The following is a 14,146-nucleotide window of genomic DNA, read 5'->3' on the forward strand; positions in this document are numbered from 1 at the left end:
GTGTAAGGCATGCCGCCAGCGTTCAATCTGAGCCAGGATCAAACTCTTCAGTTTAAACCTGTTACTGTTTTCGGTTCTTTCGAACCGGTCGCTCACTCAAAGCTGACAGGAATATGAATCACTTCATAAACCTGACTTACTTTAGTGTGAGACTCTTGATACTTTCGCTATCTGATCCGAAGATCAGCTCGCTTCCATCAAGCGCCCACACTTATCGGCTGTTAATTTTTAAAGAGCATTTCTGCGAGAAACCTGAAGTTTCCCAGCAGCGCTGCGTTTTCAGCAGCAGAGAAGCGAGATTATTAACCGTTTTTTAAAACTCGTCAACAACTTTTTTAACTACTTCGTTGCGACGACTGCGGTTTAATTTCGTGTGCACTGGAGTCGCTACAACCGATCCCAACCGCACCGCTTCCCTTCTTCCTCCGCGCTGCGTTTCCGTTAGCGCGAAAGAGGCGTGATTCTATGCACCTGCCCCGGTCTCCGCAAGCACTTTGTGAAAATATTTTTACAAGCGGGCCCGGGACCGTCGAGCCGCCCCCCACGGGTGGCCACGGAAGCCGCTCGACTCGATCCGGGCGAGATAGCGTTTGAGCGACCTCGCCCGCATCGAGCGTAACGCTGCGTCGCTCACCTCCCCACCATCGCCCTCACCACCCCATCCCGCCGAATCAACCCGTGATACAGCGCCGCCGCAAAGTGTGCGAGGAACGTCACGAAGAACAGGTAAGCCAACACCCGGTGCGCAACCCTGAGCCAGGCAAACGTCACCGGGTCGGCCGAGACCAGCGCCGGCAACTGCACGCCGCCACCCAGCGTCACCGGATACCCGCCCGCCGACAGCATCGCCCATCCGATCAGCGGCATCGCGAGCATCAGCGCGTACAGCACGAGATGCGACCCATGCGCGGCAAGCTTCTGCCACCAGGGCAGATCATCGGGCAACGCGGGCGGTTTCGACACGAACCGCACCACGATCCGTACGCAAACCAGCACAAGCACGGCAATCCCCAGCGGCTTGTGCAACGCCACCAGGAAATCGTGCCGCCCGGAAACCGACGCCACCATCCCCACCCCGATGAACAGCATCGCGACGATCATCGCGGCCATCACCCAATGCAGCAGCCTCGCCGGCAAGCTAAACGTCGTCGTAGCCTTCATCATCGTCCCTCCGCACTCAGTCGCGCCGCGCCGGCCACGCCGGCCTCTTCACTCGTCCGGCGCAGATACGAATCCGCATACGCCGCGGACCGCGCCGCCAGCAACGGATCCCCCGACACCTGAATCCCCTGCGGCAGCACCGTCGGGTCGTAATTCACGTCCCGGCACGGCCCGCTGTCCTGCGGCTCCACGCGATCGAGCACGAGCGTCCCCGCGTCGATCGTCGTCCGCTGCGCGGGCCAGGTCTTCGTCGCGTCGTCCACCGGGTCGCCGGGCTCGGCCAGCGTGACCAGCAGCTTCCACTTCTGCGCACCGTCCGCGATGCGCCGCGTCAGGTCCTGCTGCAACACGTTCGGATCCGCGGCCGTCGCGACGTCGCCGGCGCCCGTCATCTGCTCCGGCACGACGCGCCACCGCACCGCCTGGCGCTTGCCGGCAGCATCGACGAAGTAGAACGCGTTCAATCCGTAATAGCTTTCGGTGACGTAGCTCGCGCTCGGCTTCGCACCCTTCACCCATGCGCGGAACGCTGCCGTCTCCGGATGCGCGCCGAAAAACGCCTTCACCTTCGCCGGATCGGGCTTGCCCGTCGCCGGATCCGGCCGGGTCGCCAGCAACTGCGCGTAGAACGCCTTCGGCGTCGCCACCGGAAACACGGGCATCGCGTTCATCCCGGTCCGCCATTGCTGGCCGTCCGGTGCGGTGAGCTTCAGCGCGAGGCTGCGGATCGGCACGCTGCTGTCGGGCGCATAAGGATTCCCGCCCGGCAGCGCGAAGCGCCCGACCACCGGCGTGCGCACCGCCTTGAAGAACGGCGCGACCGAATACGCGCTCGCGGCGCCATTGCCTTCGAAGTAACCGGTCACGCACACGCCCTTCGCGTGATTGCGCCGGAAGCCCGGATGCTCGCCGCCGGCCGTCTGCAGCGCGTCGACGAGCCGGTGCGGGGTCAGACGCGCCGGCGCAAGCCAGCCGCCGACATACCCGAACGCCACGGCCACGCCGGCCACCGCGCCGCCGATCACGGCCCAGCGCCACCACCCGCGCCCGGGTTCGCTCGGCGGCGAAGAAGAGGAAGATTGCTTCATGGATGCACTCCCGATCGTCTGATCATTGTCGAACGCGTGTAGGACGCCACCCGCGCCGCTTTATTCCATGGAGAAATTTTTCGTATGCTGACGGAATAAGCGACGCCGACCGGCGTCCTACGCGGCATCTCCACGCTTATCGGCTCGCGCCCCGGCCATGCCCTCAAACGCCCCCGACGACGACGCATTGCGCGAACTCATCCCCAGGCTGCGACGCTTCGCGCTCTGGCTGGCGCGCGACGTCCACGCCGCCGACGATCTCGTCCAGTCGACGCTCGAGCGCGCGCTGTCGCGCTGGGCAAGCCGCCGCGACGACGCGTCGTTGCGCAGCTGGCTCTTCACGATCCTTTACCGGCAGTTTCTCGACGGCAAACGCAGCGCGAAGCGCTACGCATGGCTGCTCGGCCGCATTCGCGACGACGACGAAGCGCACTGGCCGTCCGCCGAACGTGAGGTAGCCGCACGCGCGACGCTCGAAGCGTTCGGCCGGCTCTCCGACGAGCAGCGCAGCCTGCTGCTGCTCGTCGCGGTCGAGGGCTTCACGTATCAGGAAGTCGCCGACCTGCTCGGCGTGCCGATCGGCACCGTGATGTCGCGACTCTCCCGCGCGCGCCAGGCGCTGCGCCAGCTCAGCGACGGCGAACTTCCCGCTCCTTCTCTCCGCGTGATGAAATGAACCACCTCCGTCCCGACGAACACGATCTCCAGGCCTATGTCGACGGCCAGCTCGACGACGACGCGCGCGCCGCGGTCGAGCGATATCTCGCGCTGCATCCGGAGCGTGCGGAACAGGTAAGGCAATGGCAGCAGGATGCGCAACGATTGCGGGCCGCGCTCGAGAGCGTGCGGATGCCCGGTCACAATCCTGAGCTCGATCCAGCTGCGATTCGGGCGAAGCGTGTGGAGCGCTCGCGGATGCGATTCGCGATGGCGGCTTCGTTCGTGTTCTGTATCGGGCTGGGGACGTTTGGCGGGTGGCAGGCGCATGGATGGAACGCGCCGCCTCCGATCGCGCCGATGAGCGATGCGGTCGAGGCTTACCGGATGATGGTCGTCGATCAAGCCGCGAAGGTGGATTTTCGGCCAACCCGTGCGGGAGATTTGCAAGGGTGGCTCACCAGACGCGTCGGCGCATCGGCGCGGCTGCCGGATTTGAGTGCGGCCGGGTTCAGGCCGGTTGGCGGGCGGCTGTTTACGACGGACAGCGGAGCCACTGCCGCGATGGTGCTCTATGAGGACGATGCCGGGCGAACACTGAGCTTCTATCTCCGGCCGGCGGAATCGAAACACCGGCTGCTGCCGGCCGGACAACGCGTGGATGGGCCGTTGCTCACGCGGTACGGGTCGGTGAACGGGCTCAATTTCGCGGTGGTCGGGCCGGCCGGAAGCCTCGCGGAGAAAGCGATCGCGCAGGCGCTCGATCAGCAGACTTGAGTGGTACGACGCGCGCGCGGCTGGTGATCGGTGGGCGGCCGTCGACGCCCAGAATGATGCGGCTTCTGACTTGAGCGTGCTTACTGTCACCACTCGCTTGCACAGCGTTTCGACTGACTTTCGCGGTTTGTTGTCCACATCGAGACAACACCGGCACCCTCGCCCTTTTGGAATCACAGGGTTTCGAGTCGCTGCGGGGCGGGATATCCACATCAATCATGTCGGCACCGCGCGCGTGTCATCGGTCGACTCGCTCATCTTCGGCCTGCACAGTGTTTCGGGTTGTTTTTGGCGTGAGATCTCCACAACCCGCAAGGTACCGCGGACATCTGCACCGAATTCGATTGCCGTATCCGTTGAGCCCACAGGCCTTCGAGTGATTTGACTTCTCGATATCCACAAGGCATCCACGACGACGGACCGCACCAGCACTGTCCGCATCGTCTCCTGTATTTCGGCAAAGCCCTGCCAGACAAGACATTCGGGGTGATGTTGGCAGTCTTCAGGCTGAGGAGCGTCGCGATATCGAACTGGACGGAACACCGATTGACCTTGTCGAAATTCAATCTGGTCATCCCTCTCTCCGGGGCACTCGTCCTCCTACTCTTCTTCCTACCCTGAAATCAATTCCCTCAGGCATTCAGCACAAGTTGCCGTCGATAACCCGATAGCCGATTCCATCGACTCGTCATCGTTGAACCGATAGACGCCGCCCCCTTCATGCTTCCCACCCAACGCCAGAATTTTCGTCTCTTTTCGTCTCTTCGGATTCGAGCATGTAGCCCGGAAATTCGATTTCATCACGCACCAGCGTCGATGGCACGACCCGGTGCCCACTCTTGCCGTTGCTACGATCGTTGACGAGATCGGACACGGCCCGAGTCACGAGCTCACCTCCGACATGTCCGTGGTATGAACAATTTACTAGCGGCATCATTTCGCCTTTGCCTTGAAACCCAGCTTTCCGAGATACCTCATCTGACCCAAGGTTCCCTGCGGAACATGGCGTGCCGACTTGATCGCAACGATAGTAGTACAGGTGAGCGTCCACCTCCGAGACCGGCCTTCAGCGCTCGCGTTTCTCTGACCAGCTAATCAGGCGTTGCGGGATCCGGAAGACCCTGCGCCGCGTCGTGACGGCCGTCATGTCGCACGACGATGACGTGATTGTCATAACGGATCCTCGTACAACCGCGGCCACATCGGCCATGAGCCCCGCTACGCGGCCAGCAATATCCACCACCAGCGGCTCATTGACGAGGCCTGCCGAGAACCTGGCGACTTTACAGATGCGAGCATTCGGGCTGGTCACTGGCTTCGACTTCGCGTGATTCATCCATCGCGCGCAGTGCATATTCTTCCCGGATCACAGTCGACGGACTGTGCTTATCCAAAGGTGTTAACAGGGTTCGTATATATACGTAGTGATAGTTAACAAGCCCACCGCTCCACAGTGGATAACTTCCGTAACACCATGAATTTTCAACATGAAACAGAATGCATAACCACAGGTGATGCACAGGAAAATCGCTGTGCATCACAGAACAACTTTCCTCCGATTCACAGCCGCGACGACATATCCTCAATCGTTCCACTGTGAATCCAGAGGCTTGCCGGACGGTTATCCATAGCGCGCTGTGGATAAGTTGCGGCGCCGGTCCGCCCGCTATCGAACCATGGCAATCAGATACAGCCCGCCGAGGATCATGGCGACGCCTCCCCATTGCGCGTACGACACACGCTCGCCGAAGAACACGATTCCAGCCAAAAAGACGAGCACGAACGTGAGCGCGGTAAACGGATATACGACGGTGAGCCCGGCCTTGCTCAACGCGAAGATCCAGAGCACCGTGCCCGCGCCGTAGCAAAGCAGCCCCAGCGCAACCCAGGCATTGATGAATTCAGTCAATGCGTGGCGGCCGTCGGCGCCGATCTTGAATGCGACCTGGCCGGTTGCCGCGAGGAACACGCCGGCCAGAATGAGAACGTAGACGGACAGTTTCACCGGTCTTCCTCGTGGCGCTTCAGTCGGCTGGCGACCATGCGGCTCTTCAGCATGGCGATGCCCGTCTTCACGCGCACCGGCAGCCACCGCAGCAGCAACTTGCGCACCTTGTAGCCGGGCGGCGACACGTCTGGTATGCCTGAACGGCTGTCGACGCGGTGTTGTCTGATGGCGTCCGGCAGTCGTTCCGCTTCGTCAGCGGCAACGAAAAAGAGCAGGTTGTAGCGATACCACGGCTCGATGCGCATGTCCGCGACGATGAGCGGCCGGACGAAATCGAACAGCTGGTAGCCGCGGCGCGCGAACAGATCGCGCCAGAATTCGTATCGCTGTTCGTTGATGTGGTTCTCGCCACCCTGGCCTGGCACGGCGGCAGAAAACAGCACGCGCTTGCCGTGCCGGACGAGATTGTCGACGAGGGCCTCGCTGGATGCCGTTGGCACGTGCTCGCCGACCTCGAGGCACTGGACGAGGTCGAACGATCGCCCCAGATCGAAGCGCTTCGAAATATCGGCCGGCACGAAATGGGAGGGGTCGATCATCAGCACCGAACGATCCACATAATCGCCGTCGATGCCCGTGATGTCCTGCACGCCGAGCTGGCGATGCACGCTGAGCCACGCTCCGGCACCGCAACCGACGTCGAGGATGCTCGAAGGCTTCAACAGCGCATCGACACCCGGCAGCACGCCGCGCGCCGACCGCGCCGATCCTTCGCGCTGGTACCGGTAGAAGATCTCGTCATACGAGCGCGGCGTATCGTCCGCGATGATTCCGTGTGGCATCGCAATCTCCCGATGGCGCGATCGGCGCATGACGTGGTGCGACACATCGCACCGTCAGGCGACGGTAGTGCAATCAATCGCCCCGACAAACCTGCTTCTCGTATACCGACCATTCGCCCGCAGTCTTCACGCGCACGACGCGGCATGCCGGATTGGCGAAAAACGTGTCCGGCAGCGGCGTTGCGGCGCGGACGAAAAAATACCGGTACAAGCGCCCCTGGTGCCGCTGCCAGTCGAAGTGCCGGTACAGCGGCAGCGGCGAGACGTCGGACGGCCCGACACCGGGCAGCCGGTCGAGCCGAAAGCGGACGATCTGCGGCGGAAACCACGCGGCATTGAAATCGACGAATCCGCGGTGCTCGGCCTGATACCAGAGCGCGAAGTTCTCGTAGGCATACGGGTTGCCGGCGGCCGGGCTCATCCTGTCGACGATGATCGCAAGGCCGCGCTGCGCGGGTTCGATCGCGTTGGCGACCACGTCGAAATCAGCGCTTTCGTCGGCGAAGCGCAGCGCGCGGACACCTTGCTGAACGACGAAACCGGCGCAGGTCACGGCAAGGAGCAGCTGTGTCATCAGCGCGAGCCGCGGCATCCGTCGGCCGGGTTCCGCCGGTTCGGGCGCACGGAACATCAGCGCGTAAAACGGAAACAGGAACAGCGCGAAGCGCGGATACAGGAAAAACGTGTTGATCGCGAACAGCGGCACGGCGAACCAGACGATGGTCACGACGATCGCCGGTACATAGGCGGTGACATGCCGGTTCGGCTTCGATGCCATCAGGAACGGCGCGGCAGCGATCAGAACGAATGCCAGCAGCGAACGGCTGTCGCCGGCGACACCCCATGGATAGAGTACGGCCGCGAACACCCGTACGAGCGGACTGATGCCCCACATCACGGTGAACGGATACATCGGCGTCAGATCGACGTCACGATGCAGCGCCGCGTAGAGCACGGCGACGAAGGCGAGGGTCGCATACGGCCACAAGGCGCGCAGCACGCGCGGCAGCGTGTTGGTGCGTCGCAGGTGCACGAGCAGGAATAGCCCGCCGATCGCGTTTGCGAACACGAAGAGCAGTCCGTGCGAGAAAAACAGCGCGAGATTCACGAGCGCAAGCACTGCGCCGCGGCGGGCCGTCTGCTGCTCGGCATAGTCGAGCGCGAGCGCAATGAAGATCATCGCAACCGGTACCGCGACGAGGTACGAGTAGAAACCGAACTCGTACGCGAAGCCGAAGAACACGGGCACGCATAGCCAGTCGAGACGCGGGTCCGTGCCGAGGCGCCGGCGCAGCGCGATGTACGCGGCGACGAAACCGTAGAAGGACAGCGTCAGCATGACCTTGAGCGCCGCCGCGACCGGCATCACTAACGACAGCACGGCCGCAGCACCGTAGCCGAGCAGGTAAGGCGTAAACAGGTTGATCCTCAGCAGCGGCGCCCAGGGCGACTGGCCAAGCAGCAGGTCGTGCAGGGTGGCGACTTGCCCGGCGTGCTGCGGAAGATCGATCATCGGCGGATGCGGCACGAGCCAGAACAGCAGACCGGCTGCCGCGACTGTCGCAACGAACAACACCCGCAACACGCGATTTGCCGTGCGATACGGTAACGCGCGCGGCAGGCCGCAGCTTACCGTGCTGTCGTCCATGGCGTACGCCCTGCGGATGATAACCGCGCGCCGCCGGCCTGGCGCCGGAGCGTTGCCGAACAGGATAGACCGAGCGTCATAGCGTTTTTTCGACAATGAAGCGAGGGCGCTGCTTCGTCTCGGCATAGATCTTCGCGATGTAGCCCCCGATCACGCCGAGGAACAGCAATTGCAGGCCGCCGAGAAAATACATCGGGATCACGGTGGACGCCCAGCCGGGAACCGAGCGATCGGTGAACAGCCGGATCGACAGTGCCCAGATGCCGCATGCGGTCGACGCCAGCGCAAGCAGCGCGCCAACGTATGCACTCCACTGCAGCGGCTTCGTCGAAAACGACGCCACGCCGTCCGACGCGAGCAGGATCATCCGCGCCAACGGGTATTTGCTTTCGCCGGCGAAGCGCGGTTGCCGGTCGTAGCGGACGATCGCGGTGCGAAAGCCCAGCAGCGGCACGATGCCGCGCAGGAACAGGTTGACTTCGCGGAAGCCGCGCAACTCCTCGACCGCGCGGCGGCTCATCAGGCGGAAGTCTGCGTGGTCCGGCAGGATATCGACGCCGAAACGTCGCAGCAGCCGGTAGTAGCCGCGCGCGCTCACGCGCTTGAAGAAGCCGTCGCTGTCGCGACGCTGGCGCACGCCGAACACGATTTCGGCGCCGGCGCGATATTCACCCAGCATGCGCGGGATTGCGTCGAGGTCGTCCTGGAGATCGGCGTCGAGGCTGATCAGCACGTCGCCGGTCACCCTCATCAGGCCGGCGAGCAGCGCATTCTGGTGCCCGTGGTTGCGCGACAGCTTGAGGCCGCGGATCCGCGAATCAGCGGCATGGAAGGCTTCGATCAGCGACCAAGTGCCGTCGCGCGAACCGTCGTCGACGAACGTGACGCAGCTCGTGTCGTCGACGATGCCGTCGCCGACAAGCTGGTCGAGGAGGATCGTCAGCCGGCGTACGGTCTCCGGCAATACGGCCTCTTCGTTGAAGCACGGAATCACCAAATTGAGCGCGATCATGCCCACCCCGATATCGTTGTGCACGCGTGCGATCTGCCGCCGTCGCCAGAAGCCGCCGGTCCGTGCAGCGCGGCGGGCGGTGCGTTTGCGCGCCTGTTCCCCGCGGGCCGGATCGGGCCAATTCTGCGTTCGATTATCGTGCGTGAATCCTGACCTGGATTCGCGACGAATCCATTATGACGGAACGCGCCGCGCCACGGTGGGATACCGCAGTGGGGATCAACCCGGATGCGATCGCAATTCGCTTCGCGCACGGTGCGCCGCCCATGCGCGCCATGCTCGATCGAATAAATTTCACAAAAGGGACTTGCGCACCTCCAAAACCCTCTCTATAATTCGCGGCTTCTTAGGCTCGTAGCTCAGTTGGTTAGAGCACCACCTTGACATGGTGGGGGTCGTTGGTTCGAATCCAATCGAGCCTACCAACGAACAAAAGAAGGGGTCTGGCAGCACGCATTGCCTACAGGCAATCCGGCTCGCCAACATACAAACGCCACGCGGCAACATCGCGTGGCGTTTTTCTTTTTGCGGCCGAAATCGTGCATGCCTGGGCGATGCGTCGTGCGGCAAGCAGCGGGTAATCGGCAAGGCAGGGCGTAGAGCCCCCGCTCGTCAAGCATCAATGCAGATGCTTCAACTTGTCAGGATTCCGCACGACATAGATCGCGACGATTTTCCCGTCTTCGATCTCGAGCGCCGTGGTCTGCAACTCGCCGTCGGCCTCCAGCGTGACGAAACCCGGCAACCCGTTGATGAACCCGGCCCGCACGAGCTTCGACGCATGCGTGGCGAACAGTTCGGCCAGGTATGCGTGGACCTTCATCACGCGCTCGAAGCCGAACACCGGCTTGCCCGCGGCCGCGCGCTTGCCGCCGCCGTCCGAATGCAGGCTCACGTCCTCGGCGAGCATCGCGCCGAGCGCGCGCATGTCGCCGCTGCGTGACGCCGCGAAGAACGCCTCGGCCAGCGCGATCCCGCGCTGCTTCTCGACATGAAACCGCGGCCGCGCCTCACGCACATGCGTGCGCGCCCGCGCGGCGAGCTGCCGGCATGCGGCCGGGTCACGCTGGATCGTCGTCGCGATCTCGTCGAACTCGAGGCCGAACACGTCGTGCAGCAAAAACGCCGCACGTTCGAGCGGCGACAGCCGTTCGAGCGCGAGCATCAGCGGCAGCGTGACGTCCTCCTGTTCATCCTCCTCGACGACTGGCTCCGGCAGCCACGGGCCGATATAGGTCTCGCGCTGGTGCCGTGCGGACTTCAGCTGATCGAGGCACATGCGCATCACCATGCGGCGCAGGAACGCCTCGGGCACGCGCACCTCCGTGCGATCGACGCCCATCCAGCGGATGAACGCCTCCTGCACCATGTCCTCGGCGTCCGCGACGGAACCGAGCATCCGGTACGCGACGCGGATCAACGTGCGACGCAGCGGATCGAAGCTCGCCGCTGCGTCGGCCCGGTCTTCGGCGCTGCCCGCGGCCGGATCGAGGCTGGTCATCAGGCCACCATCTGCGCGGCAGCGGCTTTCGCTTCAGCCGGATCGATCCACAGCCCGAAGCCGACGGCCAGCCGGTTCCAGCCGTTGATCACGTTGATCATCACCGTGAGTTTCACCTGCTCCTCCTGGCTGAAGTGGTCGTTCAGCGCCGCATACGCGGCTTCGTGCGCGCCATGGCCCTCCGACAGCCGCGTGAGCGCGTCGGTCCAGCCGAGCGCCGCGCGTTCGCGGTCGGTGTAGCAGGGCGCTTCGCGCCACGCGGCCAGCAGATTGATGCGCTGCTCGGTCTCGCCTTGCTCGCAGGCCTCGACGGTGTGCATGTTAAGGCAGTTCGCACACGCGTTGATCTGCGACGCGCGGATCTTGACCAGCTCGATCAGCGTCGGCTCGAGGCTCCCGGCAGCGGCGACCGATACGGCCATCCAGTTCTTCATCAGCGCGGGGGCGGCGGCGAACGGATTGAGTTTCGCAGTCATGGTTCCTTCTCCTTTCGTGTGGGTTCCGGTGATATGACGAGCGAGGCCCCCGCGCGCGTGACATCGGCGCGAAAAATTTTTCAAAAGCCGGGAAGCGCACGGAGGGCAGGGCAGTTGAACATCGCACCGACGGCCGTGATGCCGGCGTGCGGATCGGGGCCGATATCGACCGCACGACGCCGTTGCGCCGGTGAACGCGGGTCGTCGACCTTTCATGCGTGCCGCGCGACTGTCATGAGGCGGCGGTAATGCCGACGCGCAGGCATGCCCATTGCGATCCCCTGCCGGGCCCCGCCATCACGGGCATCGACGGTTCGCCAACGTCGCCGCTCGACGCGCGAGTGCTTTCATTTGTCTTTCGCACTTGTTTCGCCCGAAATCCGATTCGCGACGTTCACATTTCTGGCCCATACTGTTCTGCACGGGCAGATGATGTGACGCCGCACCAGCGGCCCGGCGCGCGCGCCGGCTGCCCGACATCGCAGCAATGAAGGTCGCACGCCAGCCGCGCGCATCCGAGCGCAAGGCTTTCCTTTTTCCGGCAACGCAACGCAGCGAATCGCGACGTGGACGGTAAACCGATGAGCCTCCTTGCATCCCAGCTTCAGCGCCGTTTTCAGGACGTGCGCGCCCATAGTGTCGCGTTGACGGCGACGCTATCCGCCGAAGACCAGGCCGTGCAGTCGATGCCCGACGCGAGTCCGGTGAAATGGCATCTCGCGCATACGACCTGGTTCTTCGAAACCGTCGTACTGATGCGCCGTGTGGATGGCTACGCGCCGTTCGACGACGCATTCCAGTTCCTCTTCAATTCCTATTACGAAGCGCTCGGCCCGCGCCATCCGCGGCCGCAGCGCGGGCTGCTCACGCGTCCGTCGCTCGACGAGGTGAGTGCGTACCGTCAGTACGTCGACGACGCGATGCTGCGCGCGCTCGACGGCGCCGATCCGACGATGCTCGCCACGATCGCGCCCGAGATCGAACTCGGCCTGCATCACGAACAGCAGCATCAGGAGCTGATCGTCACGGACATGCTGCATGCGTTCTCGTGCAACCCGCTCAAGCCTGCGTTCCGGCCGCTCAATCGCGCCGATGGGCACGCGGCCCTGGCCGCGGGCGATGCCGGCCCGTTGCGCTGGCTGCATCAGCCGGGCGGGCTCGTCGAGATCGGCCACGACGGCGACGCGTTCTCGTTCGACAACGAACGGCCGCGCCATACGGCGCTCGTGCGTCCGTACGAGATCGCGAACCGTCTCGTGACGAATGCGGAATTCGCGGCCTTCATCGCGGACGGCGGCTACGCCCGCCCTGAATACTGGCTGTCGGACGGCTGGGCGACGGTGCAGCGGGAAGGCTGGCGAGGGCCCGCGTACTGGATTCCGGACGACGACGGTGGGCCGGAAGCCGTACACGCATGGCGTGCGTTCGGTCTGCACGGCGTGGAGCCGCTCGCGCCCGATGCGCCCGTGTGTCACGTGAGCTTCTACGAAGCGGCCGCGTACGCGGAGTGGGCCGGCGCACGCCTGCCGACCGAATTCGAATGGGAAGCCGCATTCGGCGCGGATGGTATTCAGCAGATGCTCGGGCACGTGTGGCAGTGGACCCGTTCGTCCTACGAGCCGTATCCGGGCTTTCGGCCGCTCGCGGGAGTCGCCGCCGAATACAACGGCAAGTTCATGGTTGGCCAGCAGGTCCTGCGCGGCAGCAGCGTCGCGACGCCGCCGGGGCACGAACGGCCGACGTACCGCAATTTCTTTCCGCCGGCCGCGCGCTGGCAATTCACGGGAGTGCGACTTGCGCGAGACGTCTGATCTGACGGCCACGAGCGGTGGCCTGCAACCCGCCCGCGATTCGCGGCCGAGCGCGTTCGAGCGCGACCTGATCGACGGACTGTCGCGCACGCCGCGCAGCATTTCGCCGAAATACTTCTACGATGCGGCCGGGTCGGCGTTGTTCGACAGCATCTGCGAGCTGCCCGAGTACTACCCGACGCGTACGGAACTCGGCATCCTGCGCGATCGCGCGGCCGAGATCGTGCGGCGCGTCGGCCCGCATGCGGACATCGTCGAATTCGGCGCGGGCTCGCTCGAGAAGATCCGCGTGCTGCTCGACGCGTGTGCGGACAACTACGCGAACGCGCCGGCGCGCTATGTGCCGATCGACATCTCGGCCGACTACCTGCACGGCGCCGCGGCGCGGCTGCGTGACGCGTATCCGTGGCTCGACGTCGCGCCGATCGCGGCCGACTACACGAAGGCCGAGCAACTGGCCGAACTGACGGAGACGCCGCGCCGGCGCATCGGCTTCTTCCCCGGCTCGACGATCGGCAACTTCTCGCCGGAGGAAGCCGACGCGTTCCTGCGCGACGCCGCGCGGCTGTTGCGCGGCGGCGGCCTGCTGGTCGGCGTGGATCTCGTGAAGGACGAGCGCACGCTGCATCGCGCGTACAACGACGCGCAGGGCGTGACCGCGCGGTTCAACCTGAACCTGCTCGCCCGCGCGAACGCGGAACTCGGCGCGGACTTCGATCTCGACGCGTTTTCGCATTGCGCGTTCTACGACCGCGAACGGCAGCGCATCGAGATGCATCTCGTCAGCGATATCGCGCAAACGGTGCACGTGCGCGGCCACGCGTTCCGCTTCGAGGCGGGCGAGCACATCCACACGGAGAACTCGCACAAGTTCACGATCGACGGCTTCCATGCGATCGCGCGCCGTGCGGGCTTCGAGCCCGACACCGTGTGGACCGACGCGGACAGCCTGTTCAGCGTGCACTGGCTCCGCAGCGTCGACGATATCCGCGCGTAACTTCGTTCGATTCGCGTGCGGCGAGCGGCGCCGGCGCGTTTTCCGGCAAAAATTCCCACCTTTACCGATTCGATGCGCCGTTGCAACGGCGTGTCGAATCGCCCGCCACCCTTGTCCTGCAACGCTTCGCACCCCGCCGTAAACGTCCGTTACCGGTCTCGCAGACCGGTTTCACCTGTGTCGGCGCCCGATGCCTAGACTCCGAACCGTAGTCACATGACGCACGAC

Annotated in this window: 13 protein-coding genes and 1 tRNA gene; 5 read left to right on the forward strand and 9 right to left on the reverse strand. The window is 64.2% G+C overall.

The window, feature by feature from the left end:
• Positions 1 to 630: 630 nt before the first annotated feature.
• Together DIE11_RS24885 and DIE11_RS24890 are read right to left on the reverse strand one after the other, a co-directional pair.
• A complete protein-coding gene (locus tag DIE11_RS24885; protein WP_124627825.1) occupies positions 631 to 1,164 on the reverse strand; it encodes a cytochrome b in 534 nt (177 codons plus the stop codon).
• On the reverse strand, positions 1,161 to 2,249 hold the full coding sequence (locus DIE11_RS24890) for a catalase family peroxidase (protein WP_059602233.1): 1,089 nt from the start codon (positions 2,247 to 2,249) through the stop codon (positions 1,161 to 1,163). Before DIE11_RS24890 ends, DIE11_RS24885 begins: the two co-directional genes overlap by 4 nt.
• A 157-nt stretch (positions 2,250 to 2,406) precedes the next feature.
• On the opposite strand from DIE11_RS24890, the gene DIE11_RS24895 reads away from it, so the two are divergent.
• Both DIE11_RS24895 and DIE11_RS24900 read left to right on the forward strand, forming a co-directional pair.
• A complete protein-coding gene (locus tag DIE11_RS24895) occupies positions 2,407 to 2,925 on the forward strand; it encodes a sigma-70 family RNA polymerase sigma factor (RefSeq protein WP_124627827.1) in 519 nt (172 codons plus the stop codon).
• The gene (locus DIE11_RS24900; protein ID WP_124627829.1) at positions 2,922 to 3,683 is read left to right on the forward strand and encodes an anti-sigma factor; all 762 of its coding nucleotides are present in this window, start codon (positions 2,922 to 2,924) and stop codon (positions 3,681 to 3,683) included. Before DIE11_RS24895 ends, DIE11_RS24900 begins: the two co-directional genes overlap by 4 nt.
• A gap of 718 nt (positions 3,684 to 4,401) precedes the next feature.
• Here DIE11_RS24900 and DIE11_RS37070 read toward each other — a convergent pair.
• The 5 genes from DIE11_RS37070 to DIE11_RS24925 form a co-directional block, all read right to left on the reverse strand.
• Positions 4,402 to 4,557, reverse strand: coding sequence for a hypothetical protein (locus DIE11_RS37070; protein ID WP_260437174.1), 156 nt, complete (start codon positions 4,555 to 4,557; stop codon positions 4,402 to 4,404).
• Positions 4,558 to 5,349: 792 nt separating this feature from the next.
• The gene (locus DIE11_RS24910) at positions 5,350 to 5,688 is read right to left on the reverse strand and encodes an EamA family transporter (protein ID WP_124627831.1); all 339 of its coding nucleotides are present in this window, start codon (positions 5,686 to 5,688) and stop codon (positions 5,350 to 5,352) included.
• Positions 5,685 to 6,473: a bifunctional 2-polyprenyl-6-hydroxyphenol methylase/3-demethylubiquinol 3-O-methyltransferase UbiG gene (locus tag DIE11_RS24915; RefSeq protein ID WP_124627833.1), complete on the reverse strand. Its 789-nt coding sequence runs from the start codon at positions 6,471 to 6,473 to the stop codon at positions 5,685 to 5,687. The genes DIE11_RS24910 and DIE11_RS24915 overlap by 4 nt, the downstream gene beginning before the upstream one ends.
• A gap of 73 nt (positions 6,474 to 6,546) precedes the next feature.
• Complete coding sequence (locus DIE11_RS24920) at positions 6,547 to 8,247, reverse strand: hypothetical protein (RefSeq protein ID WP_260437175.1); 1,701 nt, start codon at positions 8,245 to 8,247, stop codon at positions 6,547 to 6,549.
• On the reverse strand, positions 8,198 to 9,133 hold the full coding sequence (locus DIE11_RS24925; protein ID WP_124627835.1) for a glycosyltransferase family 2 protein: 936 nt from the start codon (positions 9,131 to 9,133) through the stop codon (positions 8,198 to 8,200). The genes DIE11_RS24920 and DIE11_RS24925 overlap by 50 nt, the downstream gene beginning before the upstream one ends.
• A gap of 348 nt (positions 9,134 to 9,481) precedes the next feature.
• Between DIE11_RS24925 and DIE11_RS24930 the strand changes: the two genes are divergently transcribed.
• Positions 9,482 to 9,558, forward strand: a tRNA-Val gene (locus tag DIE11_RS24930).
• Between the two features lie 194 nt (positions 9,559 to 9,752).
• On the opposite strand, the gene DIE11_RS24935 is transcribed toward DIE11_RS24930, so the two are convergent.
• Positions 9,753 to 10,634: a sigma-70 family RNA polymerase sigma factor gene (locus DIE11_RS24935; protein WP_124627837.1), complete on the reverse strand. Its 882-nt coding sequence runs from the start codon at positions 10,632 to 10,634 to the stop codon at positions 9,753 to 9,755.
• Entirely contained in the window at positions 10,634 to 11,110 is a 477-nt protein-coding gene (locus DIE11_RS24940; protein WP_124627839.1) for a carboxymuconolactone decarboxylase family protein, read from the reverse strand. The genes DIE11_RS24935 and DIE11_RS24940 overlap by 1 nt, the downstream gene beginning before the upstream one ends.
• A 581-nt stretch (positions 11,111 to 11,691) precedes the next feature.
• Between DIE11_RS24940 and egtB the strand changes: the two genes are divergently transcribed.
• A complete protein-coding gene (gene egtB, locus DIE11_RS24950) occupies positions 11,692 to 12,921 on the forward strand; it encodes an ergothioneine biosynthesis protein EgtB (protein WP_124627841.1) in 1,230 nt (409 codons plus the stop codon).
• A complete protein-coding gene (gene egtD / locus DIE11_RS24955) occupies positions 12,905 to 13,918 on the forward strand; it encodes an L-histidine N(alpha)-methyltransferase (RefSeq protein WP_059602217.1) in 1,014 nt (337 codons plus the stop codon). Before egtB ends, egtD begins: the two co-directional genes overlap by 17 nt.
• Positions 13,919 to 14,146: the final 228 nt, after the last annotated feature.

Source organism: Burkholderia sp. Bp9012 (genome assembly GCF_003853825.1).
In the GTDB taxonomy this organism is placed as follows: domain Bacteria; phylum Pseudomonadota; class Gammaproteobacteria; order Burkholderiales; family Burkholderiaceae; genus Burkholderia; species Burkholderia diffusa.